General features: G+C 57.5%; 22 protein-coding genes and 1 pseudogene. 14 read left to right on the top strand and 9 right to left on the bottom strand.

Features of this window, described 5'->3' with window-relative positions:
- The first annotated feature begins 296 nt into the window (after positions 1 to 296).
- The 6 genes from BBB56_RS07535 to BBB56_RS07510 all read left to right on the top strand — a co-directional run bounded on the left by BBB56_RS07535 (position 297) and on the right by BBB56_RS07510 (position 6,581).
- Positions 297 to 1,148, top strand: coding sequence for a transporter substrate-binding domain-containing protein (locus BBB56_RS07535; protein ID WP_123800326.1), 852 nt, complete (start codon positions 297 to 299; stop codon positions 1,146 to 1,148).
- Between the two features lie 12 nt (positions 1,149 to 1,160).
- Complete coding sequence (locus BBB56_RS07530; protein WP_123800324.1) at positions 1,161 to 1,880, top strand: ABC transporter permease; 720 nt, start codon at positions 1,161 to 1,163, stop codon at positions 1,878 to 1,880.
- An 11-nt stretch (positions 1,881 to 1,891) separates the two neighbouring features.
- Entirely contained in the window at positions 1,892 to 2,620 is a 729-nt protein-coding gene (locus tag BBB56_RS07525) for an ABC transporter permease (RefSeq protein WP_123800322.1), read from the top strand.
- A gap of 1 nt (position 2,621) precedes the next feature.
- The gene (locus BBB56_RS07520; protein ID WP_123800320.1) at positions 2,622 to 3,416 is read left to right on the top strand and encodes an ABC transporter ATP-binding protein; all 795 of its coding nucleotides are present in this window, start codon (positions 2,622 to 2,624) and stop codon (positions 3,414 to 3,416) included.
- Positions 3,413 to 4,909: an HAL/PAL/TAL family ammonia-lyase gene (locus BBB56_RS07515; protein ID WP_123800318.1), complete on the top strand. Its 1,497-nt coding sequence runs from the start codon at positions 3,413 to 3,415 to the stop codon at positions 4,907 to 4,909. Before BBB56_RS07520 ends, BBB56_RS07515 begins: the two co-directional genes overlap by 4 nt.
- A 148-nt stretch (positions 4,910 to 5,057) precedes the next feature.
- On the top strand, positions 5,058 to 6,581 hold the full coding sequence (locus tag BBB56_RS07510; RefSeq protein ID WP_123800316.1) for a sensor domain-containing diguanylate cyclase: 1,524 nt from the start codon (positions 5,058 to 5,060) through the stop codon (positions 6,579 to 6,581).
- 63 nt (positions 6,582 to 6,644) lie between these two features.
- Here BBB56_RS07510 and BBB56_RS07505 read toward each other — a convergent pair whose 3' ends face one another.
- On the bottom strand, positions 6,645 to 7,049 hold the full coding sequence (locus tag BBB56_RS07505) for a cupin domain-containing protein (RefSeq protein ID WP_123800314.1): 405 nt from the start codon (positions 7,047 to 7,049) through the stop codon (positions 6,645 to 6,647).
- A gap of 485 nt (positions 7,050 to 7,534) precedes the next feature.
- Between BBB56_RS07505 and sapC the strand changes: the two genes are divergently transcribed.
- The 5 genes from sapC (at position 7,535) to BBB56_RS07480 (ending at position 12,456) form a co-directional block, all read left to right on the top strand.
- The gene (gene sapC / locus BBB56_RS07500) at positions 7,535 to 8,425 is read left to right on the top strand and encodes a putrescine export ABC transporter permease SapC (RefSeq protein ID WP_123800312.1); all 891 of its coding nucleotides are present in this window, start codon (positions 7,535 to 7,537) and stop codon (positions 8,423 to 8,425) included.
- The gene (gene sapD, locus BBB56_RS07495; protein WP_123800310.1) at positions 8,425 to 9,420 is read left to right on the top strand and encodes a putrescine export ABC transporter ATP-binding protein SapD; all 996 of its coding nucleotides are present in this window, start codon (positions 8,425 to 8,427) and stop codon (positions 9,418 to 9,420) included. Before sapC ends, sapD begins: the two co-directional genes overlap by 1 nt.
- The gene (gene sapF, locus BBB56_RS07490) at positions 9,421 to 10,224 is read left to right on the top strand and encodes a putrescine export ABC transporter ATP-binding protein SapF (protein ID WP_123800308.1); all 804 of its coding nucleotides are present in this window, start codon (positions 9,421 to 9,423) and stop codon (positions 10,222 to 10,224) included.
- 119 nt (positions 10,225 to 10,343) lie between these two features.
- Positions 10,344 to 11,132, top strand: coding sequence for an enoyl-ACP reductase FabI (fabI, locus tag BBB56_RS07485; RefSeq protein WP_123800306.1), 789 nt, complete (start codon positions 10,344 to 10,346; stop codon positions 11,130 to 11,132).
- Positions 11,133 to 11,328: 196 nt separating this feature from the next.
- Positions 11,329 to 12,456: a CMD domain-containing protein gene (locus BBB56_RS07480; protein ID WP_123800304.1), complete on the top strand. Its 1,128-nt coding sequence runs from the start codon at positions 11,329 to 11,331 to the stop codon at positions 12,454 to 12,456.
- Here BBB56_RS07480 and BBB56_RS07475 read toward each other — a convergent pair.
- The 6 genes and pseudogenes from BBB56_RS07475 to BBB56_RS07455 form a co-directional block, all read right to left on the bottom strand.
- Complete coding sequence (locus BBB56_RS07475; protein ID WP_123800302.1) at positions 12,432 to 13,349, bottom strand: LysR family transcriptional regulator; 918 nt, start codon at positions 13,347 to 13,349, stop codon at positions 12,432 to 12,434. The genes BBB56_RS07480 and BBB56_RS07475 overlap by 25 nt on opposite strands.
- Positions 13,350 to 14,207: 858 nt before the next feature.
- Positions 14,208 to 14,444: a hypothetical protein gene (locus tag BBB56_RS07470; RefSeq protein WP_123800300.1), complete on the bottom strand. Its 237-nt coding sequence runs from the start codon at positions 14,442 to 14,444 to the stop codon at positions 14,208 to 14,210.
- 40 nt (positions 14,445 to 14,484) lie between these two features.
- Entirely contained in the window at positions 14,485 to 14,736 is a 252-nt protein-coding gene (locus BBB56_RS07465) for a bacteriocin immunity protein (protein ID WP_123800298.1), read from the bottom strand.
- A gap of 9 nt (positions 14,737 to 14,745) precedes the next feature.
- Complete coding sequence (locus BBB56_RS07460; RefSeq protein ID WP_369409911.1) at positions 14,746 to 15,150, bottom strand: HNH endonuclease signature motif containing protein; 405 nt, start codon at positions 15,148 to 15,150, stop codon at positions 14,746 to 14,748.
- Between the two features lie 138 nt (positions 15,151 to 15,288).
- A complete protein-coding gene (ymcF, locus tag BBB56_RS23725) occupies positions 15,289 to 15,447 on the bottom strand; it encodes a cold shock small protein YmcF (protein ID WP_370661854.1) in 159 nt (52 codons plus the stop codon).
- A gap of 2 nt (positions 15,448 to 15,449) precedes the next feature.
- Positions 15,450 to 15,662: pseudogene (locus BBB56_RS07455) on the bottom strand (cold shock domain-containing protein).
- Between the two features lie 369 nt (positions 15,663 to 16,031).
- On the opposite strand from BBB56_RS07455, the gene BBB56_RS07450 reads away from it, so the two are divergent.
- Positions 16,032 to 16,244 (top strand): hypothetical protein, encoded by a 213-nt coding sequence (locus BBB56_RS07450; protein WP_123800294.1) that lies wholly within the window; start codon positions 16,032 to 16,034, stop codon positions 16,242 to 16,244.
- A gap of 51 nt (positions 16,245 to 16,295) precedes the next feature.
- On the opposite strand, the gene BBB56_RS07445 is transcribed toward BBB56_RS07450, so the two are convergent.
- Positions 16,296 to 16,505 carry a hypothetical protein gene (locus BBB56_RS07445; protein WP_123800292.1) on the bottom strand — a complete coding sequence of 70 codons (210 nt, stop codon included), beginning with the start codon at positions 16,503 to 16,505 and terminating at the stop codon, positions 16,296 to 16,298.
- A gap of 50 nt (positions 16,506 to 16,555) precedes the next feature.
- Complete coding sequence (locus tag BBB56_RS07440) at positions 16,556 to 18,142, bottom strand: PTS transporter subunit EIIC (protein WP_123800290.1); 1,587 nt, start codon at positions 18,140 to 18,142, stop codon at positions 16,556 to 16,558.
- A gap of 249 nt (positions 18,143 to 18,391) precedes the next feature.
- Here BBB56_RS07440 and BBB56_RS07435 point away from each other — a divergent pair, with 249 nt between their 5' ends.
- Together BBB56_RS07435 and BBB56_RS07430 are read left to right on the top strand one after the other, a co-directional pair.
- A complete protein-coding gene (locus BBB56_RS07435; RefSeq protein ID WP_123800288.1) occupies positions 18,392 to 20,695 on the top strand; it encodes an FdhF/YdeP family oxidoreductase in 2,304 nt (767 codons plus the stop codon).
- A gap of 122 nt (positions 20,696 to 20,817) precedes the next feature.
- Complete coding sequence (locus BBB56_RS07430) at positions 20,818 to 22,752, top strand: exoribonuclease II (RefSeq protein WP_123800286.1); 1,935 nt, start codon at positions 20,818 to 20,820, stop codon at positions 22,750 to 22,752.
- Positions 22,753 to 22,882 lie beyond the last annotated feature (130 nt).

Here is a 22,882-nt window from a genome sequence, read left to right as displayed (position 1 = left end):
CTCTGCGCACCCTTTTCAGCCAGCGACGCCCTTTTTTTGTGCAGCGCCACCTTTCAGTGCCAGTATTCCTCCTTGTTTTGAATGATTTTTACCTCTTTTCGCTGGCACAACTCTTGCTACTTGTATGTACAAGTAAGTTCGCTGACTCTTTTTTAACAAAATTTTATCCTGTCATGCTCACACAATGGGTATTTCAGCGATGTATCGACGCAAATTTACTTGTATATACATGAAAGGTCATTTGCATAATTTTCACGCAGGATGATGTCATTCATCGACTAACCAGGAGAAGCCGCATGACGCAACGCGTTCCAGTTCGCCATTTTTGCCTCACCGCCCTGTTCGTCACGCTGATGTTCAGCGGTATGGCCGTACAGGCAAAAGAGTGGAAATCGATCACTATCGCTACTGAAGGAAGCTATGAACCCTGGAACCTGACGCTGCCGGGCGGCAAGTTAGGCGGGTTTGAACCTGAACTGATGGAGGATCTCTGCAAGCGCATGGGCATTCAGTGCAAGCTGGTGGTACAGAACTGGGACGGCATGATCGCCGGACTGAACGCCGGCAAATATGATGTGATTATGGATGCGATCGTTATTACCCCGGATCGTAAAAAAGTCGTCAACTTTACTACGCCCTATGCCTCTACGCCCGCCACCTTTATTACCAGTAAAGATAACCCGCTGCTGCCGGCCGATAGCAACATTATCAAGCTGCATGACGATGAGAAGGCGATTAACGCGGCGATAGCGCCGCTCAAAGCCGCGCTAAAAGGCAAAACCATTGGCATCGCCTCCGGCACGGTCTACACGCCGTTTATTGATAAGTACTTCAAAGGCGATGCCGATGTCCGGGAATACACGTCTTCGGCGGACGCCATTCTCGACCTTCAGTCGGGCCGGATCGACGCGGTATTTGATGATGTGACCTTCGCTCAGTCTATGCTGGCGCGTAAAGAGAACAGCAACCTGAGCTTCAGCGGTCCTCAGCTGGGCGGCCCCGTCTGGGGCGAAGGCGAAGCGATGGGCGTACGCATGGCGGATAACGATCTGAAAGCCAGACTCGACGAGGCGATACAGGCCGCGCTGGCCGACGGCACGGTGAAAAAGCTCAGTGCGAAGTGGTTTAAAACAGACGTAACCCCGTAAGTGAGGTGAAAGATGATAAGCCTGCTGAGTTTTGGCGCGGAGGGCTGGGGCCGACTGATCCTGAGCGCCGCCTGCACCACACTGCTGCTGTCGCTGGCGGCGCTGATGATTGGGGCCGTGGTCGGCTCCGGCGTGGCGGCCGCGAAGCTCTCCCCTCAGCGCTGGCTGCGCTGGTTGGGCGAGAGCTATTCGGTGGTGTTTCGCGGCATTCCGGAACTGCTGGTGATCTACCTGTTCTACTTCGGCGGATCCGGTCTGATTACCCTGGTGGGACAGCTGTTCGGCGCGGATGGCTTTATCGAAGCTCCGCCGTTTTTAATTGGCGCGCTGGCTATCGGGCTTATCTCCGGCTCTTATCAGGGCGAAGTCTATCGTGCGGCGCGTCTGGCGCTGGCAAAAGGCGAAATAGAAGCCGCCGTGGCGATCGGTATGCCCCGCTGGCGCATTGCGCAGCGCATTCTGTTGCCCCAGGTGGTTCGCTACGCATTGCCCGGCATGTCGAACGTCTGGCAGATGAGCCTTAAGGATTCCGCGCTGGTCTCGGTGACCGGCATTGTCGAGCTGATGCGCGCCAGCCAGGTCGCCGCAGGTTCAACGCGCGACTATTTTACTTTTTATCTGGTCGGGGGTGTCTGTTATCTGCTGCTGACACTGCTCTCAAATCAGGCGTTTCGTCGGGCGGAGTTGCGCCTGGGGCGGGCGTGGCAAAGTCGCACGGCGGCGCAGCACTAAGGAGTAGCAGCATGATTGACTTCGTCTTTCTCTCTGACACCTTTCTCAAACTGAGCGCTGCGCTGCCGGTGACGCTCGGCCTGTTTATCAGCGCGTTTATCTGCGGCGGTATTCTGGCGATCGGCATTCTGTCGCTGCGCATGAGCCGCTGGCGGCTGCTGAGCGGCTTCGCGCGCGGCTATATTCTGGTGTTTCGCGGCTCGCCGCTAATGATTCAGCTCTTTCTTATCTATTACGGGCTGGGGCAATTTGGCGTGATCCGTCACAGCATCGTCTGGCCTTTTCTGCGCGAACCGTTTATCTGCGCGGTGCTGGCGCTGTCGCTCTGCACCGCAGCCTATACCGCAGAAATTTTGCGCGGCGCGCTGCTCGCCGTGCCTGCCGGACAGGTTGAGGCCGGGCTGGCCTGCGGCATGTCACGCTGGCTGCTGCTGCGCCGCATTATTGCGCCGGTGATGCTGCGCTATGCGCTGCCCGCCTACTCCACCGAGGCCATTCTGCTGGTGAAGTCCACGGCGTTAGCCAGCCTTGTTACCGTGTGGGACGTGACCGGCGTCGCGCAGCAGATCATTCAGCGCACCTATCGCACGATGGAGGTGTTTCTCTGCGCCGCGACTATCTACCTGCTTCTCAACTTTATAATCGTCCAGCTATACGCACTGCTGGAACGCCGTCTGACGCCGGTGCATCGCATCGCAAAAAAGCCGTTGTCCGCCGTTAAACCGCTTGCCGGAGAATAATATGCATTCCACTTCCCCCGTCACCTTATCCGCCACGGATATTCATAAATCCTTTGGCGCAATGGAAGTCCTGAAAGGCATTTCGCTTCAGGCGCACAAAGGCGATGTTATTTCGATTCTCGGTGCCAGCGGCTCGGGAAAAAGCACCCTGCTGCGCTGCATAAACCTGCTGGAAACGCCCGATGCGGGCGTGGTCAGCGTCGGCGGCGAGACCATTGAGATGAAGCGTCATGCCCGCGGCCACCAGCTGGCGGCCAATCCCCGGCAGATTGAGCGCCTGCGTTCGCGCCTGGGTATGGTATTCCAGAGCTTTAACCTCTGGTCGCACATGACGGTGCTGCAAAATGTTATCGAGGGTCCGCACTACGTGCTGAAGCGCGACAAGAAAAGCTGCATCGCCCAGGCCGAGCAGCTGCTGGATCGCGTCGGCCTGCTTAATCGCAAAGATTTCTATCCGGCGCAGCTCTCCGGCGGCCAGCAGCAGCGGGTAGCCATTGCCCGTGCGCTGGCAATGGATCCAGAGGTGATGCTGTTCGATGAGCCGACGTCGGCGCTCGACCCCGAACTGGTGGGCGAAGTCCTGAAAGTGATGCGCAGCCTGGCGGAAGAGGGACGCACCATGCTGGTGGTGACGCACGAAATGGGCTTCGCCCGCAATGTCTCTAACCGTGTGGTGTTTATGCATCAGGGCACCATTGATTGCCAGGGCGAGCCGGAAGCGATGTTCGGCCAGCAGGGGTCGCCGCGCTTTAAACAGTTTATCTCCAGCCACCACGGCGCGGAGCAGCCGTCATGACCGTGGTATGGGGCGACGGCCCGCTGACGTGGCAGGAACTGGTCGCGGTGGCGCGGCATAATGCAGAGTTAAGCCTGAGCACGAGTGCCTGGCAGCGTATCGCTCAGGGGCGCGCCATTGTCGATGAGATTGTCGTCAGCGGGCAGATCGCTTACGGCATCAACACCGGCCTGGGCGCTCTGTGCAATATCACGCTGGCGGACGAACAGCTCAGCCAGCTGTCGCGCAATACCTTGCTGAGCCATGCCTGCGGCGTCGGTCCGCTACTGACGCGCGAACAGGCGCGAGCCATTCTCTGCGCGGCGATCGCCAACTACAGCCACGGAAAATCGGGCGTATCGGTGGCGCTGGTGCAGCATATGCTGGCGCTGCTCAATCATCAGATTACGCCGCAAGTGCCGTCGCAGGGATCGGTCGGCTATCTGAGCCATATGGCGCACATCGGTCTGGCGCTGATTGGCGTCGGCGAGGTGGAATATCAACACCAGCGTATGCCAGCCGCGCAGGCGCTGGCGCTGGCTGGCCTGACCCCGTACCGTCCGGGAGCTAAAGAGGGACTCAGTCTGGTTAACGGCACGCCCTGCATGACCGGCCTCGCCTGCCTGGCGCTGGACGACGCCGCGCGTCTTCTTAACCGGGCTGACGTCACCGGAGCCATGAGCTTTGAGGCGCTGCGCGGCCAGCTGGCGGCGTTTGACACCGAAGTGCTGGCGCTAAAGGCGAGTCCCGGCATGCAAATCAGCGGCCAGCGGCTGCGCCAGCTACTGAGCGACAGCCCGCTGCTGGCGGCCAGCGTCGGAATACGCACCCAGGATGCCCTCAGCCTGCGCTCGATGCCGCAGGTGCACGGCGCCAGCCGCGATCAGTTCGCCCACGCCGCGCGCCAGATCGAGACCGAACTGAACGCCTGCACCGATAACCCGCTGGTACTTGGCTCGCCGGGCGACTGGCGCGTGGTGTCGCAGGCTAACCCGCACGGTGAGTCGGTGGCGATGGCGGCGGATCTGCTGGCGATTGCCCTGGCGGAAATCGGCAGCATCGCCGAGCGGCGGCTCGACCGACTGGTCAATCCGCTGGTCAGCGGCCTGCCGCCCTTTCTGGTGGCGCAGCCAGGCGTTAACTCCGGCATGATGATCGCCCAGTATGTCGCGGCGTCGCTCTGCGCGGAGAATCGCCAGCTGGCGCAGCCTGCGGTGCTGGATAACTATGTCACCTCCGGTTTGCAGGAAGACCATCTCAGTCTCGGCACCGGCGCAGCGCTCAAACTGCTCAGGCTGCTGGAGAATGTCTGGCATATCCTGGCCATCGAATATTTGCTGGCTGCGCAGGCGCTCGATTTTCACGGCGAAGCGGCGCTTGCCTCAGGCACTCGTCAGGCGCTACGCCGCTTACGCGCGGTGGTGGCGAACTGGCAGCAGGATCGCTGGCTGGCCCCAGATATAGCACAGGCGGTTGAAGTGTTAAAAAACATGGAGGATTTTAACGCGGGATAATAACCTGCGGCGGGCCTGACAGCGACCACGCCGCCGCTGTCAGACCCGCCCGCCCTTCTTCCTCTGCCTGGGGGATGCTCGCCGGTCACCAGGTCCGATTTTTACTGCTACCTTTTACTGATAACCCGCTGTTTTACCGGAGAGAGATTTGCCTCTAGCTCGCACCAGGAAAACCGAACGCTTAGTGCTGCTGTTTCTGCTTTTTATTAGCGTTTTTATCGTGACGGCATGCAGCTGGGCGCTATGGCAGTCGTGGCAGGACCGCCTTCAGGATGTCTCGGTGCGGGCGCGCAACCAGGCTCTCTCCCTTTCCCGGCAGGCGCAGGACACCTTTCTTCAGGTCAACATCGCGCTGGATGAGATTGCCCGCCAGACGGATGAGGTGTTTCGCCGCCCTGAAGCCTACAGCGGCAGAAGCGGCATTCTGGCCGGGCTGTCGCTTCCGCTGCCTCAATTGGCGGGGCTGTTTGTCTACGATAAAGAGGGAAACTGGCTGGCGACGTCGCGTGACCAGCCGTTCAGGCAGATGAACAATGCCGATCGCGAATCCTTTATCTGGCACCGCGATCACGCCGATGCGGGGGCGCGGATTGGACAGGTTGTGCGCAGCCGCAGCACCGGCGAGCTGGTGATCCCGGTCTCGCTGCGACTCAATGACGCCGAGGGCAATTTTCGCGGCGTGGCGCTGGGTTCGGTCAAAGTCGCCTTTTTCCGCCAGTACTACGGCTGGTACGAACAGAGTGCGGGCGATCTGCTGGCGCTGATGAATACCAGAGGCATTCTGCTCTATGCCCGCCCTTTTCCTGACAGCGTACTTAACCGCAGCCTCTCCTCCAGCCCGCTGTTTACTAACCTGCTGAGCCAGTCACGCATTGGCAGCGCCACCTGGCACAGTCGCCTTGACGGCGAGGAGCGACTTTTCGGCTACGCCCGGCTTGAGCGCTATCCGCTGGTCGTCGCTGTGGGTTATGAAACCCGGGCGATGCGTCAGGCCTGGTGGATGAGCAATATCACCGGCATCAGCGTGAATATTTTCACCTGGCTGCTGGTGCTGCTGTTCGGCTTTCTGGTGCTGCGTCAGCTGCGCGCCAGCCAGCGCAGCCACCAGGCGCTGATGCGATCGCAGGATGAGCTTACGCGGCTTAACGGCACGCTCAGCGATCTGGCGATGCTGGATGGTCTGACGGGGCTGGGCAACCGACGCCAGTTCGATTTTTATCTGGAAAAGAGTCTGCGCGACTCCGCCTTGCCCGTTTCCCTGATCATGTTCGATGTGGATTACTTTAAGCGCTACAACGATGAGTATGGACATATTGCCGGCGACCGCTGCCTACAGGAGGTAGCGGCGCTGCTGAAACACCTTTCGCTGCGCAGCACCGACCGGGTAACCCGGTATGGCGGCGAAGAGTTCGCCATTATTCTGCCCGGCACCCATGCCCGCGACGCCGAAAAGGTGGCTCACCGGGCGCTGGAGGCGATTCGCCGCGCGGCGCTGCCCCACGAGGCGAGCGAACTGGCGGAAAAAATCGTTACCCTGAGCGCCGGTATTAGCGCCTCCTTTCCCGGCGACCAGCCTGATGCGCTGAAGCAGGCCGCCGATAGAGCGCTCTATGCGGCCAAGAAAGCGGGACGCAACTGTATTGCCGGAACAGAGGGCATCTGCCTGCTGTAGCCGGGCGCGCTGCCCTGTGAACAAAAGCGCCTGCAACCTTACGCCGTAAACAGCGGCGGTCGGCTAAAACTCCGCCTCTTCACCCGGCAGCGGAAGTGAAAGTTCCTGCCCTTCAACGCCCGCATAAAAAATCACCAGCTCCGCTGGCTGGTCGGTGGTGTAGCCCCGGTGCGCGCTGTTAATAGTCTCATTTAGCGCCTGCCCCGCGCCCGCCTGGTAAATTTCGCCGCTTTGTTTGTCCTCAATCGTCAGCTGGCCGGAGAGGATATAGGCGGTATTAGGCATAGGGTGAGTATGCCAGGGCAGCTCGCTGTTGGCGGGCAGTGACATGCGCATCACCGTGATTTGCGGTTTGCCAGCCGGATAAGCTTCATACGGCTGGCCGTTCCAGGCTGTGCCGCTCTGCAACACCTGTTGATGAGCGATAGCTGTCGGCTGCGCGTCCGTGGTTTTTTCTTTTTCGGTCATGGTTTCTCCTTTCCGTTAAGTCGTGATGGTAAGAGTGTAGCGGACCGGCGACGCCTGTTATGCCAGACGGCAGATAACGCGCCAGAAGGATAGCAGCGGTCGAGACCGGGCAGACCAGAGGACATTTCAGGCTGCCGCGCTGGCCTGGGGACGTTCTGCGATGAGAGCGCTGGGCGATCCCGCATAGCGGCGCAAATCCTGACCGTCTGTTATCGGTAATTGAAATTGCTGCCGCCCTTCCCTTGCCTGTAAGAGGGTTATCGGCGGATAATCCTTAATAGCGAACTGCGCGCAGGCTTTCGTCTGGCGCCTTCTTCACTCTGTCGGCTCCCTTCAGACAGCATCAGCGAGTAAGTCACCGCTGTCAGGTTGTCTCTGCTACGCAGCGAACATTTACGACAGGGACAGAATTGAGCAACGATTTGATATGAATGAAAAATTTAAGGTACGGCAAACCATCTTAACCCTCTCTCAAGCGACTACCTATGCCCTACGATAACGTCTACGCCGAGAAACGCCTGCCTGGCGCATTTCGCCGCAGCTGGCACCATTTCTATCGCAATACCACCGCCATGATCGGGCTATATGGTTTCGCCGCGCTGCTGTGCCTCTGTCTGTTTGGCGGGTTGCTGGCCCCCTACGGCATCGATCAACAGTTTCTCGGCTATCAGCTGCTGCCGCCGTCGTGGTCGCGCTATGGCGACGTCTCCTTTTTTCTGGGCACCGATGATTTGGGCCGCGACCTGCTGAGCCGTCTGCTGAGCGGCGTAGCGCCGACCGTCGGCTCCGCCATTCTGGTGACGCTGTTCGCTACGCTGTGCGGACTGGTTCTCGGCGTGCTGGCGGGCATTACGCACGGTCTGCGCTCGGCGGTGATGAATCACGTGCTGGATACGCTGTTGTCCATCCCCTCGCTGCTGCTGGCGATTATCGTGGTGGCTTTTCTCGGCCCGCGTCTGGAGCACGCCCTGCTGGCCGTGTGGCTGGCGCTGTTGCCGCGGCTGGTGCGCGCGATTTACAGCGCGGTGCACGATGAGCTGGAAAAAGAGTATGTGATTGCCGCCCGCCTCGACGGCGCGAGCAATATTGATATTTTACGGCATGCGATTTTACCGAACGTGTTGCCGATGCTGATCAGCGAGATCACGCGATCCCTGTCGATGGCGATCCTGGATATTGCCGCGCTCGGCTTTCTCGATCTGGGCGCGCAGCTGCCCTCGCCGGAATGGGGCGCGATGCTGGGTGATTCGCTGGAACTGGTCTACGTCGCGCCCTGGACCGTGATGCTACCAGGGGTTGCGCTAATGATCAGCGTACTGATTGTCAACCTGCTGGGCGACGGCATCCGACGCGCCGTCGAGGCGGGAGTAGAATAATGCCATTACTTGATATTCGTAATCTGACCATTGAATTTATGACCGCCGATGGTCCGGTGAAAGCCGTCGATCGCGTCAGCCTGACGCTGATGGAAGGCGAAGTACGCGGACTGGTCGGCGAGTCCGGCTCCGGCAAAAGCCTGGTCGCGAAAGCCATCTGCGGCGTAACCAAAGATAACTGGCGCGTCACCGCCGATCGCATGGTGTTCGACGATGTCGATCTGCTGCGCCTGTCGCCGCGCGAGCGTCGCCGCATTGTCGGCCGCAATGTTTCGATGATCTTTCAGGAGCCGCAGTCCTGCCTCGATCCTTCGGAGCGCATCGGGCGTCAGCTTATGCAGGCCATCCCGCGCTGGACCTATAAAGGCCCCTGGCTGGGCCGCTTCTGGTTCTGGCGGAAAACGCGCGCCATTGAGCTGCTGCACCGCGTGGGGATTAAAGATCACAAAGATATTATGCGCAGCTTCCCCTATGAGCTGACCGAAGGCGAATGCCAGAAAGTGATGATCGCGATCGCGCTGGCTAACCAGCCGCGCCTGCTGATCGCGGATGAACCCACCAACGCGATGGAGCCGACCACCCAGGCGCAAATTTTCCGTCTGCTGAGCCGCCTCAACCAGAACAACAATACGACCATCCTGCTGATCAGCCACGATCTGCGCACCATGAGCCAGTGGGCGAACCGTATTAATGTCATGTACTGCGGTCAGACGGTGGAGACGGCCAGCAGCGACGACCTGATGACCACGCCGCATCATCCCTATACGCAGGCGCTAATCCGCGCGATGCCGGACTTTGGCCGTTCGCTGCCGCATAAAAGCCGTCTTAATACTCTGTCCGGCGCCATTCCGTCGCTGGAGAGTCTGCCAATCGGCTGTCGGCTTGGCCCGCGCTGCCCCTATGCTCAGCGCAAATGTGTGGAAACGCCGCGCCTGACCGGCAGTAAAACGCACCAGTTCGCCTGCCACTTTCCCCTGAATATGAAGGAGCAGTAAATGGAAACGCTGCTGGAAGTGCGCAATCTGAGCAAGACCTTTCGCTATCGCACCGGGCTGTTTCGTCGTCAGCACGTCGAGGCGGTAAAGTCCGTGAGCTTTACCCTGCGTGAAAAGCAAACGCTGGCGATTATTGGCGAAAACGGCTCCGGCAAATCGACGCTGGCGAAAATGCTGAGCGGCATGGTCGCGCCCAGCGAAGGCGAAATCCTGATCAACGACCATCCGCTGGAGTTCGGCGATTACGGCTATCGCAGCCAGCGTATCCGCATGATCTTTCAGGACCCGTCGACGTCGCTTAATCCGCGTCAGCGCGTCAGTCAAATTCTCGACCTGCCGCTGCGGCTGAACAGCGACCTGGACGCCGAGGCGCGCGAAAAGCGTATTATCGCCACGTTGCGTCAGGTAGGACTGCTGCGCGATCACGCCGGTTACTATCCGCATATGCTGGCGCCGGGACAGAAGCAGCGTCTTGGCCTGGCGCGCGCCCTTATCCTGCAACCGAAAGTCATTGTCGCCGACGAAGCCCTCGCCTCGCTTGATATGACGATGCGATCGCAGCTGGTGAATCTGCTGCTGGAACTGCAAGAGAAGCACGGCATCACCTATATTTATGTGACGCAGCATCTCGGCATGATGAAGCACATCAGCGATCAGGTGCTGGTGATGCACCAGGGGGAAGTGGTGGAGCGCGGCGGCACCGCCGATGTGCTGGCCTCACCGCTGCATGAGCTGACTAAGCGCCTGATTTCCAGCCACTTTGGCGAAGCGCTGACGGCGGAAGCCTGGCGGCGCGAACGCTAATTCAGGTTGGTTTACCCCATTTGCCTGAGACGTGCTAGAATCCGCACGTCGATTAACGTCGGTCGCCTGTTTTTTAACCAATGCGACCGCCAACAACAATGACCATAAGGATTACAGCTATGGGTTTTCTTTCCGGTAAGCGCATTCTGATTACTGGCGTTGCCAGTAAACTCTCTATTGCCTACGGAATTGCGCAGGCGATGCACAAGCAGGGCGCAGAACTGGCTTTCACCTACCAGAACGACAAACTGAAAGGTCGTGTGGAAGAGTTTGCTAAAGAACTGGGTTCAGACATTGTTCTGCCGTGCGATGTGGCCGAAGACGAGAGCATCAAATCGCTGTTTACTGAGCTGGCAAAAACCTGGCCAAAATTTGACGGTTTCGTTCACTCCATCGGCTTCGCCCCTGGCGACCAGCTGGATGGCGACTATGTGAATGCCGTTACCCGCGAAGGCTTTAAAATCGCTCACGACATCAGCGCCTATAGCTTTGTGGCAATGGCGAAAGAGTGCCGTGAGATGCTGAACCCAGGCTCTGCCCTGCTGACGCTCTCCTACCTGGGCGCAGAGCGCGCCATCCCGAACTACAACGTGATGGGTCTGGCTAAAGCGTCGCTGGAAGCGAACGTGCGCTATATGGCGAACGCAATGGGTCCGGAAGGCGTGCGCGTTAACGCCGTTTCTGCCGGTCCTATCCGTACTCTGGCGGCTTCAGGCATCAAAGATTTCCGTAAGATGCTGGCGCACTGCGAAGCGGTTACCCCGATTCGCCGTACCGTTACCATCGAAGACGTCGGCAACTCAGCGGCGTTCCTCTGTTCTGACCTGGCCGGCGGCATCACCGGCGAGGTGGTTCACGTTGACGGCGGCTTCAGCATCGCCGCAATGAACGAACTTGAACTGAAATAAGCGTTAAGGGCGAGCCTGGCTCGCCCTTTTTTTTTGCTCACTTTCCCCGCCTTATAGCTTCGCGCTATTAATTATCACCGATCAATCTTTTGCTCTTCACGGCAGGCAGGCGACGATACGTTAGCCCCCAGGCGCACGTCCTGGTTTCGGATTCACGCCCTGTGCGACGTGCCAGTTATTTGCAAAAGGAATAACCATGGAACAACGCCGCTATCCCGGCCATAACCACTGGTTTTACGAAAGCCAGACCAGCCCGCATGCCGTTCAGGCTGAGCCGCTGGTTCCCGAAGCAGCCCTTATCCCCGATCGCTTTCTGCTTGGCTTACAGCAGGAGGCCAGCGCGCTTCAGCCCCTGCTTCAGGCCAGCCAGCCTATGCTGCTGGCATCCAGAGATCTGAGCCAGCTGCTGTTTCCCGACCGCGTCACGGCGACCCTGACGCATACCCTGACGCTTTACGACCGCCTCAGCACCGCGCTGACCGTGGCGCAGGTGGCAGGCGTGCAGCGGCTATGCAACCACTACTCGGCGCGCCTCAATCCCCTGCCCGGCCCCGACTCATCGCGCGAGAGCAACAACCGCCTGACGCAGCTGACCCAGTATGCGCGCCAGCTGGCGATGCAGCCGGAGCTGATCAGCGCGGCGGCGCTTCGGGCGCTGGATGCGGTAGGCCTGACCGAGCCGGACATCGTCACGCTGAATCAAATCGTCGGCTTCGTCAGCTACCAGGCGCGCATCGTGGCCGGTTTGCAGGCGCTGATGGCGCTGCCGGTACGCTGGCTGCCCGGCGTGACGCCCCCGCCAGACGCCAGCCGCGACGGCTTTGGCGATAAGCGAGCGTGGACGCCGGGTATCCGGCCGCTGGAGCTACGCTACGCCAGCGCCGATCAGCTTGCCGCCGTAACCTTCTGCCAGCCGCGGCCGGAGCTGACTGATGCGGTATGGCTGCTGGCGCACGATGCCGCCGCGCTTTACGGCTGGCAAACCCTGCGGCAGCGCATCGCGCCTGCCGACTTTATGCCGCTGGCCGAAGCGACCTGCGCGCGCGTGCTGGGCAGCCGCTGGGCCTTTCAGTTCTTCCCGGTTGAGGTACAGGATGCGCTGCGGGAGTCGGTCGATGACGTGGCCGATCGCGCGACCACTCAGGGACGCATCGTGGCGCTGGCGGCGCAGCTGACCCGTTCGCCGGAGCGCTTCAGCGCCGCGCATTTGCAGCCGCTGGTAACCGAAGGCTGGCAGCAAGAGACCCTGTTTGCCCTGATACAGGCCGTCGCCATCGCTAACTGGAACAGCCGACTGTTTTACGCCCTGGGCGAAGCGCCGTAGCTTTCAAGATGGCTGCGCGCCTCGTCAAAGAAGTGCTGAGACAGCGGCGTGGCGCGGCCCGGCTCGGCAATCACCAGCGCCGCCTGGCGCGCCATATGGGTGATGGCGATCGGCCGCTGCGCCATCCCGTGCAGCATTGACGGCAGCAGATGACCAACAGGCGAGACCAGCACCCCCAGCCCAACCTGAGCGCTTTGCACCAGTTCGAGGATCGAGGCGCTCTCCACCATCACCTGCGGCGTCAGCGACGCCTCGCGAAAGGCCATATCCAGATAGCGGCGAAAATAGCGCGTCGGCTCCGAAAGGCAGAGCGGCAGCGCGGCAAGTTCTTTTAACGTAAAGGGTTCATCGCTGACCAGCTCAGGAAACTGGTGCGGATCAAAGATGGCCTCTACGCCGCGTTCAGGCAGAAAGGCCGTCTGAAAATGCAGCTCGCGCAGCGTCGCCAGTTCAAAAAAGCCGATTCCGACGTCTACGGTATGGCTGTTAAGCGCCTCCAGCAGCTGATCGGCGCTGAGGGCGGCGATGCGATAATTTAGCTGCGGATAGCGATGCTGTACCTTTTTCAACAGCTGCGGCAGCGCGACGCTGCACTGCGGCATGACGCCGATGCGCAGCGTGCCGTTAACGCCGTGTTTCAGCGACTCAACCTCCAGCTTTAGCCCCTGATAAACCGAGACGATCTCGCGCGCCCACGCCAGCACGCGTTCGCCTTCGGGGGTAAAGCCAGCAAAGTTGTTGCTGCGGTTGATCAGTGACAGGCCCAGTTCGCGCTCAAGGTTTTTCAGGCGCATCGACAGCGTCGGCTGGCTGACAAAGCTGGCTTCCGCCGCGCGGCCAAAGTGGCGCTCGCGTTCGAGATTGCAAAGGTAGATGAGTTGTTTAATGTCTATTTTCTTTACCTGTCAATAACTTAATCCGAGATTATATTCACTTCTAAAAATTATGGACTAATTGATGTACATAATAAAAAAATGCCCTTCTGACTCGCTATGAATCTTCAGATAGCACTGCCGGCTTGTCAACGTGAAGCCTGAAATGAGAATGGAAGCCATTCCACTCAGATTGTCGGTCTGGACTCATCATTATCATCGACAATGATGGCAGTAACTTTACCCAGCACGATAATGCCCTACAGGCTTTCTCCGTCGATTGTTTCGCCATCCTGGGTTATCAGGCCGGAAGCAAACAGCTTACCCACCATTGGATAGCCATCGTATTAAAACGCAACTTCGTCGCCTGGCTTCATCCTGGCGTTGCGGTCGACGATAACAAACCCTTGCTGCCAATCTGTCAGCGTTACTTACAGGTGATTATTTTCGGCATGGTAAGCAGTATTTGATTGATGCCTTGCCCATGACCAGCCATGCTGGACACCCAATGGAGCTAATACTTGAGTTGATTAGACAGAGAGATTACCCAACGAAACCTTCAAGATTGAAGTCTGCCTTTGGATGCTTGTCTTTACCAGATGCTGATTCATTCAGAAAGCTGGATCAAAGGTTTGCCAGCGCGCCTGTTTTCGAAATATCTCCAACGCAACAACAACTCACGTTGCAGATATGCACTTACTAAATATTGCCTGCCCCGCTCATGAATACCTCAACAAATGCCACCTCTAGTGGCAGGGTTTGCCCGGGAAAAAACGTTCCGGGAGGCGATTATTCCATTACCAGCAACGACAGGAAATCGAATAGCCTAATGAGACAAAGCAATCCAGCCTGGTAGGCCGATTCGAGGGCCTACCAATCTTATATCGTCATATTTTTTCCATACTCTGCTTTTTCTTTGCTCGTTTGCTTTTCTACGTCGGGTTCAGGCACATATTCCATCTTCAGCACGTCATCCGGCGCAAGGTATATCCAGGCGCCGTCTTCTTTCGCCACTCCGATGAAGTCATTTACAATCTCAGGCTGTGACCGGTTCATCAGGCCTACATGCGTTTCACCTGATTTTGTTGTTACTGTGATGCGGTAGGTGTCTGGCATATCCACTCCATTAAAAAGCCTCCCTAAGGAGGCTTTTCATTTATGACTTAAAGCCACTTTTACCGTTAGCTTCGCGCCATGCTTTAACAGTGGCGACAATCTCCTCGGGAGTTGCGTCCTCGTCGTCGTCGTAAAAGATTAGGTCTGAGCCTTTTGGATGCTCACTTACTAAATTGAAATTAGCCACCAGTTTATCCTGATAAGCTTCGCCTCCCTCAGCGCTACAGATTTCACTTACAAGCTGGATAAACTCGGCTTCCGTATAATCTTCAAACTTCTGTTTAACTTCCATACTCTTATCCTATTTTTTTGAATGAATTTCGATATGGCGCTTTGGTGTCACGATACGAAGATTATCAATATCGTATACCTCGCCGCCCTCAGAGATAAGTTCAATATGATGAATTTCAAAAGAAATACGTTCACCAACTTCTTCGTCTTTTGGCACTGCTGGTGACAAGCCTTGCTTCATTCGCGTCTTATTCCTTTTTTTGAACTGGTTTGCCAGTTCTGGATCGGCCACGACTTCTTTCCAGAAAGCATTTCGGAACGCTTTATAGTTTCGAAACTCTCTTCCAACCAATTTTTCAGCGATTCGGGTGGGTACTGGCACTCCCAAATCTTTACCAGACCCCATTAACCATGTACCTGCAACGTCTGTCCCCTTGCCTTCTACTTTGCCAGGCAGATCACGTCCACTTTGCAACGTTGCGGGCAGAGGTTGTTTATACCCTTCGCCCGCCCTCCCGCTTTTAGAGCGGCAGGCAGGTTACCCGGTTAAAAGGCGAAAAGGCCACCCAAAGGTGGCCTTGAATAAGAGTAGTAACCGGATGAAAAAATAAAATCAGGCAGCGATAGATTGTGGATTTATTTGAATCATAGCCGATTTACAAAAAATACATTTTGCGCCAAGCGGGTTTTTGACATTAACGTCAAAAACAGAGCGGCGATATTGCGAGCCCTGACAGTGCGGGCAGCGGAGAAACATAATGACTGAGATAATTTTTAGCGTCCTGTGACGTTTGCAGCTGAACGGCCTTTTGGCTCACCCTGCGCAGTAAATTCTACTTTCTGCCCCTCATCGAGAGAGCAGAAATCGTTGCCCTTAATCGCAGAGAAGTGCACAAACACATCTTTACTGCCATCTTCGGGAGAAATAAAGCCGAAGCCTCTTTAGGCGTTAACCCCTTTAACCATGCCGAATATTTTATTAGGCATAGGTTCCCTTTGCTTTAAGCCTGTTAACAATAGTAGCTGAATGGAGAGACACATCAGTACAATTAAGATAAAACTCAAAGAGGAAGGCTTAAGAGCGGCACTTACGTAAATGAGAGATACAACAGGAACGAAAGATGAGGTTGTCTGCTTATCAGACCGGGAATTCATTAACGCATGCATGAGCCGCAATTGCAAGAGAGTAAAAGAGAATATTGTTATAACTTTTTCAGGTTACTGAATAAGAAAGCAAAGAAGTAAACGGAGCGCAAAAAGTTTTGCCGCAGCCTCTGTTCAGGTTTGCTGTTACACTCTTTACGACGTTTTGAACCAGGCTAAGAGTATGAGACTGATTGTAAGAGGAAAAAGCAAGTGAAAAACAAAATTTATCTTCCGCAGTTCGATGTCAGCGCAGACGTAGAGATGTCTGGAAATAAAATCACGGTTCGCTATCAGGGCAATGAAAACTTTCCTAAGCGTCTGAAGGTCAGGGAACAATATTTCGTGGTGATTGACGGCAAAGAAAAGATTATGGTGCTGGAACGTAAAGCAATGGGTTCCTGGCAATTCTCCCTTCAGGGATAACTGCCTGATTCCCACCTTACCGGATGCGTAAGGCGGGAACGCGCCGTTCTGCTATTTCTTTTCCCGATCTTCGTAGGGATCCTTTTTGTCGTCATTATGATCGTCGCGGGTACGCGGAATCTCGCCATGCTCAGCGGGTGCGTCGGTCGCCGGATGATCGTCCTCCTCATAGGCATTATGGACGTGTGGCGTGCTCTCTGGGGCGCTCTTGCTCACGTCCCCTTCCTGTTTACGTTCTTCATTGGTTTTATGTTTAAACATTTCCGTCTCCTTGTTCGCTTCCAGTTGTAGTAAGTGTAGACGTAAACTGTTCAGGCTACGCCGAGCGCGGTTTTCACCTCACTGGCTATTTTTTCGACCTGCGGCCCGTAAATCACCTGAATATCATGTTCGCTGACGCGATTTACACCGTTCGCGCCAGTGGTGAGCAGCGTCTGGTCCACTACTTCCTTCATATCTTTTACCCGCACGCGCAGGCGGGTAAAGCAGCAGTCCACATCTTCAATATTGGACTGTCCGCCGAGACCGCTGATGATGACGCTGGTGCGCTCGCTGGCGGCCACCTGCTGCGGCTTCTCCTCTTCCGATTCGCGCCCCGGCGTCTCGACGCCCATGCGGGTGATGATGAAGCGAAACGCATAGTAGTAGAGCGGCGCGTAGATAGCGCCCAGCGCCAGCGTCCACCACCAGTGCGTTTTGCTGCCGCCCAGAACGCCGAACACCACCAGATCGATAATGCCGCCCTGCACGTTGCCAATCATCAGGTGCAGCATCGACATCAGCATAAAAGAGAGACCGGTAAGCAGCGCGTGCAGCAGATAGAGCACCGGGGAAACAAAGATAAAGCAGAACTCCAGCGGTTCGGTAATGCCGGTAGTAAAGGACGTGAGCGCGCCCGCCATCATCAGCGCCTTCACGCGCTGTTTATGCTCAGGCCGCGCAGTATGGTAGATCGCCAGCGCGGCGGCGGGCAGGCCAAACATCATCACCGGGATTTTACCCTGCGCCAGGAACTGGGTGGCGTTGCGCAGCACCTCGTCCGGCACCGAGCCGGGGTGCGTCAGCGAGGCGTTGAAGATATTGAGCGCGCCCACCAGCGTCTGTCCGTCCACGGTGGCAATGCCGCCAATGGGCGTAAAGCGCACCGTTTCATTAAGGATATGATGCAGCCCTGTGGGGATCAGGATGCGTTCCGCAGTGCCGAGCAGAAAAGCGCCGTACTGCCCGCTTTTACCAATCATCTGCCCTACCCAGGCGATGCCCTCTCCTAGCGTCGGCCAGATCAGCGCCAGCAGCACGCCCACCAGCGGCAAAAAGATAATGGTGACGATGGGCACAAAGCGACGTCCGCCAAAGAAGCTGATGGCGGTCGGCAGCTGTTGGGTATAGAAGCGATTGTGCAATACTACCGTCAGCAGCCCGGCGATCACCCCGCCCAGCACGCTCATATTGTAGGTAAAGATGCCCAGCATCTCGATGTATTCCGCTGACGTCATCATGGCGGCTGTCTGATCCAGACCCGCCTGCTGCAATGCCTCCGGCGTTGTGGTCGCTGCCGTCAGACCTTTTGCCGCCAGCGTGGCGCTGATGCCGACATTCATGCCGATATAGCCGATCACGGCGGCAAAGGCTGCAGTGGGCTTTTCCGCCTTAGCCAGACCAATCGCGCTGGCGACAGCGAAAAACACCGGCAGATTGGCGAACAGCGCGCCAGCCACTTTACGAATGAAACCGATAATCAGCTGCGGCACCTGCATCTGGGCGAACGCCTCGCCGGTAATCGCCGGGTTCTGCATGGCGGCAGCCAGTCCGAGAAAAATCCCTGCCGCCGCAATAACCGAGATCGGCATCATTAAGGCTTTACCAAACGCATGGATCTGGCTGGTGAGCTGTTTCATGGTGTGCGCCCTTTCAGTGAAGAATGAGCAAGTATTGACCCGTTGCGCCCGTAACTCCCGTTATCGCCAGGTTAATAACGAGTAAATTTTGAACAGCATCACAATTTTGCCATCAGCGCGATAAACGCCAGCTATCGCACCATTAAGTCAATCAATTAGACAACTTATGATTGCAGTCGCACACTTCTCTCACCGTCAGGATATATCCTGATAACAAACTTCCTACAAAAACATAAGCCTGCACTCACCATGAAATTCAAACGTAAAATTAAGCCTTACCGCGCTGCTGCGGGCGGCTGGGGTTCGCTGGAAGCCACAACCCGTTTCGTCTTCGACAGCAAAGCCGCGCTAAAAAATATGCGCAATCTGATGCGCATGAACAAAGCTCGCGGCTTCGACTGTCCCGGCTGCGCCTGGGGCGACGATAACAAAAGTACTTTTAGTTTCTGTGAAAACGGCGCTAAAGCGGTTACCTGGGAAGCCACCCGCCGCGTAGTGGATACTGACTTCTTCGCCCAGCACAGCGTCACTAAGCTGTACGCCCAGAGCGACTATTTCCTCGAATACCAGGGCCGCCTTACCCATCCGCTGCGCTATAACGCCGAAACCGATCACTATGAGCCGGTGAGCTGGGACGACGCCTTTGCCCTGATCGCTCAGCATATTAAGGCGATGGATAACCCGAATCAGATGGAGCTTTACACCTCCGGCCGCGCCAGCAACGAAGCCTCATGGCTTTATCAGCTGTTCGGACGCCTGGTGGGCACCAATAACTTCCCTGACTGCTCGAATATGTGTCATGAAGCGAGCGGCACCGGCCTGAAGCGCAGCATCGGCGTCGGCAAAGGCACCATTCGCCTCGACGACTTCGACCATGCCGACGCCATTTTTGTTTTCGGTCAGAACCCCGGCACCAACCATCCGCGTATGCTGCACAGCCTGCGCCACGCTGCCGACCACGGCGCGAAAATCGTCTCCTTTAATACCCTGCGCGAGCGCGGGCTTGAACGCTTTGCCGACCCGCAGAAGCCGCTGGAAGTCGTTACCTCGATGGCAGGCACCATCAGCTCCGCCTATTACCAGCCGAATCTCGGCGGCGATATGGCGGCGGTGCGCGGCATGGTGAAAGCGCTGCTGGAAACCCACCGCGCGCGCCTTGCCGCTGGTGAGAAAGGTCTTTTTGACGAAGCCTTTATCAACGCGACCACGCATGGCATCGAAGCCTACCTGGATGCGGTAGACAGCACCGACTGGATGCAGATTGTGCAGCAGTCTGGTCTGAGCGAAGCGCAAATCCGCGAAGCGGCGGCGATCTATCAGAGCGCCGACCGCGTGATTATCACCTGGGCGATGGGCATTACGCAGCATAAGCACTCGGTGGATACGGTTCGTGAGATTGTTAACCTGCAACTGCTGTTTGGTCAGCTGGGCAAAAAAGGCGCGGGTCTCTGTCCGGTGCGCGGCCACAGTAACGTGCAGGGCAACCGCACCATGGGTATCGACGAGAAACCCAGCAAGGCGTTTCTTGACGCGCTGGGCAGCCACTTCGGCTTCGAGCCGCCGCGCGAGCACGGCCATAACACCGTTGAAGCCCTGAACGCCATGCTGCGCGACGAAATCAAAGTGCTGATCGCGCTGGGCGGCAACCTGGCCGCCGCGGCGCCGGACTCACCGCGCACCGAAGAGGCATTGCAGCGCTGCGGTCTGACCGTGCATATCAGCACCAAACTGAACCGCAGCCATCTGGTGCCGGGCGCGGAAAGCCTGATCCTGCCGACCCTGGGTCGTACCGAGCGCGACCTCCAGGCAAGCGGCAACCAGTTCATCACTGTGGAAGACTCCTTCAGCATGGTGCATGCCTCAGAAGGCATCGGCATCCCGCTGGCGGATACCCAGCGCTCTGAAACCGCCATCGTGGCCGGTATCGCGCATGCCGTGCTGGGCGATAAGAAGGTGCAGTGGCTGGATCTGGCTGCCGACTATAATCTGATCCGCAACCATATCGCCGCAACTATTCCAGGCTTTGCGGATTTCAACCGCAAGTGCGACGAACCGGGCGGATTCTACCTCGGTAATGCCGCAGCAGAGCTGCGCTTCAATACCCCGTCGCAGAAAGCGGAGTTCAGCAGCGCGGCGCTGCCGGTTTCCCTGTTCCCGCAGGACGTGGCGGAGGTGCCGTTCACGCTGCAAACCCTGCGTTCGCACGACCAGTACAACACCACGATTTACGGCCTTGATGACCGCTATCGCGGCGTTTACGGTCAGCGCGAAGTGGTGTTTATCAACCCGGAAGACATGCAGGCGCTCGGCTTTACCGAAGGTCAGCAGGTAGACATTGAGACCCTGTGGAACGACGGCATTTCGCGTCGCGTCAGCGGGTTCAAGCTGGTGCCCTATAATATTCCGCGCGGCAACCTCGCGGCCTATTATCCGGAAACCAACCCGCTGGTTCCGCTCAACAGCTTCGGCGACGGCAGCGGCACGCCGACCTCGAAATCCGTTCCGGTTAAGCTGGAGCTGTCGGTTTCTCTGCCTACGCAGCGTATCGCATAAGGTCAAACCTTCTACTGCTAAAAGCCGGTTAATCCGGCTTTTTTCCCCCTTTTAGCCTTGCCGCGCGCCCCTGATTCGCGTAAAACTAGCAGCCGCTCTTAGGCCACGAAACTATACAAATTATGTTCCAGGATAATCCGCTGCTCGCGCAGCTTAAAGAAAAGCTTCACGCGCAGACTCCTCGCGCTGAAGGTGTTGTCAAAGGCACCGAAAAAGGTTTCGGCTTTCTTGAAGTCGATGCGCAGAAAAGCTATTTCATTCCGCCGCCGCAGATGAAGAAAGTGATGCATGGCGATCGCATCTCCGCCATTATCCACAGCGATAAAGATCGTGAAAGCGCCGAACCTGAAACGCTGATCGAGCCTTTTCTCAGCCGTTTTGTCGGCCGCGTGCAGAAGAAAGACGATCGTCTCTCTATTGTCCCGGACCATCCGCTGTTAAAAGACGCCATCCCCTGCCGTCCGGTACGTGGTCTGAGCCATGATTTTCAGGCAGGCGACTGGGCCGTGGCGGAAATGCGTCGCCATCCGCTGAAAGGCGATCGCGGTTTCTATGCCGAACTGACTGAATTTATCGTTAAGGCCGACGACCATCTGGCCCCGTGGTGGGTCACGCTGTCGCGCCATAACCTGGAGCGCGAAGCGCCACAGGTAAGCTTTGGCGAGATGCAGGACGAACAGCTGACGCGTGAAGACCTTACCGCGCTCGACTTCGTCACCATCGACAGCGCCAGCACCGAAGATATGGACGATGCGCTCTTTGTCGAAGAGAACGCCGACGGCACGCTTCGCCTGACGATTGCTATCGCCGATCCTACCGCTTATGTTCCTGAAGGCAGCGAGCTGGACAAGCTGGCCGCGCAGCGCGCCTTCACCAACTATCTGCCGGGCTTTAATATCCCGATGCTGCCGCGCGAGCTGTCAGACGACGTCTGTTCGCTGCGCCCCAACGTGCGTCGCCCCGCGCTGATCTGCCGCGTCGACGTTGCGCAGGACGGCTCGCTCAGCAACGACGTCCACTTCGCCGCCGCCTGGATCGAATCGAAAGCCAAACTGGTTTACGATGAGGTCTCTGACTGGCTGGAAAACACTGGCGAATGGCAGCCGCAGAGCGACGCCATTGCGCAGCAAATCCGCTTGCTGCACCGTATCTGTCTGGCGCGCAGCGAATGGCGTCAGCAGCATGCGCTGGTGTTTAAAGATCGTCCGGACTACCGCTTTGTTCTCGGCGAAAAAGGCGAAGTGCTGGATATTATCGCCGAGCCGCGCCGTATCGCTAACCGCATGGTCGAAGAGGCGATGATCCTCGCCAACATCTGCGCCGGTAAGGTGCTGCGCGAAAAGCTGGGCTTTGGCGTGTACAACGTGCATACCGGCTTCGACGCCACCAATGCCGAACAGGCTGCGGCGGTGCTGGCGAACCACGGCGTCGCCGTCGACGCGAATGCCATCACCACGCTGGAAGGCTTCCGCCAGCTGCGCCGCGAGCTGGACGCCCAGCCGACGCAGTTCCTCGACAGCCGCATTCGTCGTTTTCAGTCCTTCGCGGAAATCAGCACCGAGCCGGGTCCGCACTTCGGCCTGGGTCTGGAAGCCTACGCCACCTGGACGTCGCCGATTCGTAAATCGGGCGATATGATTAACCATCGCCTGCTGAAAGCCATTATTCGTGGCGAACAGGCCGCTCGCCCGGATGACGCGCTGACCACTATTATGAGCGAGCGTCGTCGCCTTAACCGTATGGCGGAGCGCGATGTCGGCGACTGGCTCTATGCCCGCTGGCTGGCTCCGCACGCCGGAACCGATCGTAAGTTCAGCGCCGAGATTATCGACGTCTCACGCGGCGGTATGCGCGTGCGTCTGCTGGAGAACGGCGCGGTGGCCTTTATTCCCGCGCCCTTTATCCACGCTGTGCGTGACGAACTGGTGTGCAGCCAGGAGAACGGCACCGTGCAGATCAAAGGCGAGATTGTCTGGCGCGTGACCGACGTTATTGACGTGACCATTGCCGAAGTCCGCATGGAAACGCGCAGCGTCGTGGCTCGCCCGGCGGCCTGAGCATGAAAAGCCGCGGGATAACCTCTGTTATCCCGCACTTTTTTCCCTGCCTTTAGACAAATGTTAAATTTGTTCCCCGCTTCACACTTCTTGACTGATTAACTTTCACTTACATTCCATTACATTACCT

The organism is Candidatus Pantoea deserta (assembly GCF_003813865.1).
Taxonomy (GTDB): domain Bacteria; phylum Pseudomonadota; class Gammaproteobacteria; order Enterobacterales; family Enterobacteriaceae; genus Pantoea; species Pantoea deserta.
This window is presented reverse-complemented; position numbering and strand designations above follow the sequence as displayed.

What these genes read in the sequence shown, in the direction of transcription:
- BBB56_RS07535 (WP_123800326.1), top strand. Translation starts at nt 297, where the DNA reads ATGACGCAACGCGTTCCAGTTCGCCATTTTTGCCTCACCGCCCTGTTC.
- BBB56_RS07530 (WP_123800324.1), top strand. Translation starts at nt 1,161, where the DNA reads ATGATAAGCCTGCTGAGTTTTGGCGCGGAGGGCTGGGGCCGACTGATC.
- BBB56_RS07525 (WP_123800322.1), top strand. Translation starts at nt 1,892, where the DNA reads ATGATTGACTTCGTCTTTCTCTCTGACACCTTTCTCAAACTGAGCGCT.
- BBB56_RS07520 (WP_123800320.1), top strand. Translation starts at nt 2,622, where the DNA reads ATGCATTCCACTTCCCCCGTCACCTTATCCGCCACGGATATTCATAAA.
- BBB56_RS07515 (WP_123800318.1), top strand. Translation starts at nt 3,413, where the DNA reads ATGACCGTGGTATGGGGCGACGGCCCGCTGACGTGGCAGGAACTGGTC.
- BBB56_RS07505 (WP_123800314.1), bottom strand. Translation starts at nt 7,049, where the DNA reads ATGACCGAAAAAGAAAAAACCACGGACGCGCAGCCGACAGCTATCGCT.
- sapC (WP_123800312.1), top strand. Translation starts at nt 7,535, where the DNA reads ATGCCCTACGATAACGTCTACGCCGAGAAACGCCTGCCTGGCGCATTT.
- sapD (WP_123800310.1), top strand. Translation starts at nt 8,425, where the DNA reads ATGCCATTACTTGATATTCGTAATCTGACCATTGAATTTATGACCGCC.
- sapF (WP_123800308.1), top strand. Translation starts at nt 9,421, where the DNA reads ATGGAAACGCTGCTGGAAGTGCGCAATCTGAGCAAGACCTTTCGCTAT.
- fabI (WP_123800306.1), top strand. Translation starts at nt 10,344, where the DNA reads ATGGGTTTTCTTTCCGGTAAGCGCATTCTGATTACTGGCGTTGCCAGT.
- BBB56_RS07480 (WP_123800304.1), top strand. Translation starts at nt 11,329, where the DNA reads ATGGAACAACGCCGCTATCCCGGCCATAACCACTGGTTTTACGAAAGC.
- BBB56_RS07470 (WP_123800300.1), bottom strand. Translation starts at nt 14,444, where the DNA reads ATGCCAGACACCTACCGCATCACAGTAACAACAAAATCAGGTGAAACG.
- BBB56_RS07465 (WP_123800298.1), bottom strand. Translation starts at nt 14,736, where the DNA reads ATGGAAGTTAAACAGAAGTTTGAAGATTATACGGAAGCCGAGTTTATC.
- BBB56_RS07445 (WP_123800292.1), bottom strand. Translation starts at nt 16,505, where the DNA reads ATGTTTAAACATAAAACCAATGAAGAACGTAAACAGGAAGGGGACGTG.
- BBB56_RS07440 (WP_123800290.1), bottom strand. Translation starts at nt 18,142, where the DNA reads ATGAAACAGCTCACCAGCCAGATCCATGCGTTTGGTAAAGCCTTAATG.
- BBB56_RS07435 (WP_123800288.1), top strand. Translation starts at nt 18,392, where the DNA reads ATGAAATTCAAACGTAAAATTAAGCCTTACCGCGCTGCTGCGGGCGGC.
- BBB56_RS07430 (WP_123800286.1), top strand. Translation starts at nt 20,818, where the DNA reads ATGTTCCAGGATAATCCGCTGCTCGCGCAGCTTAAAGAAAAGCTTCAC.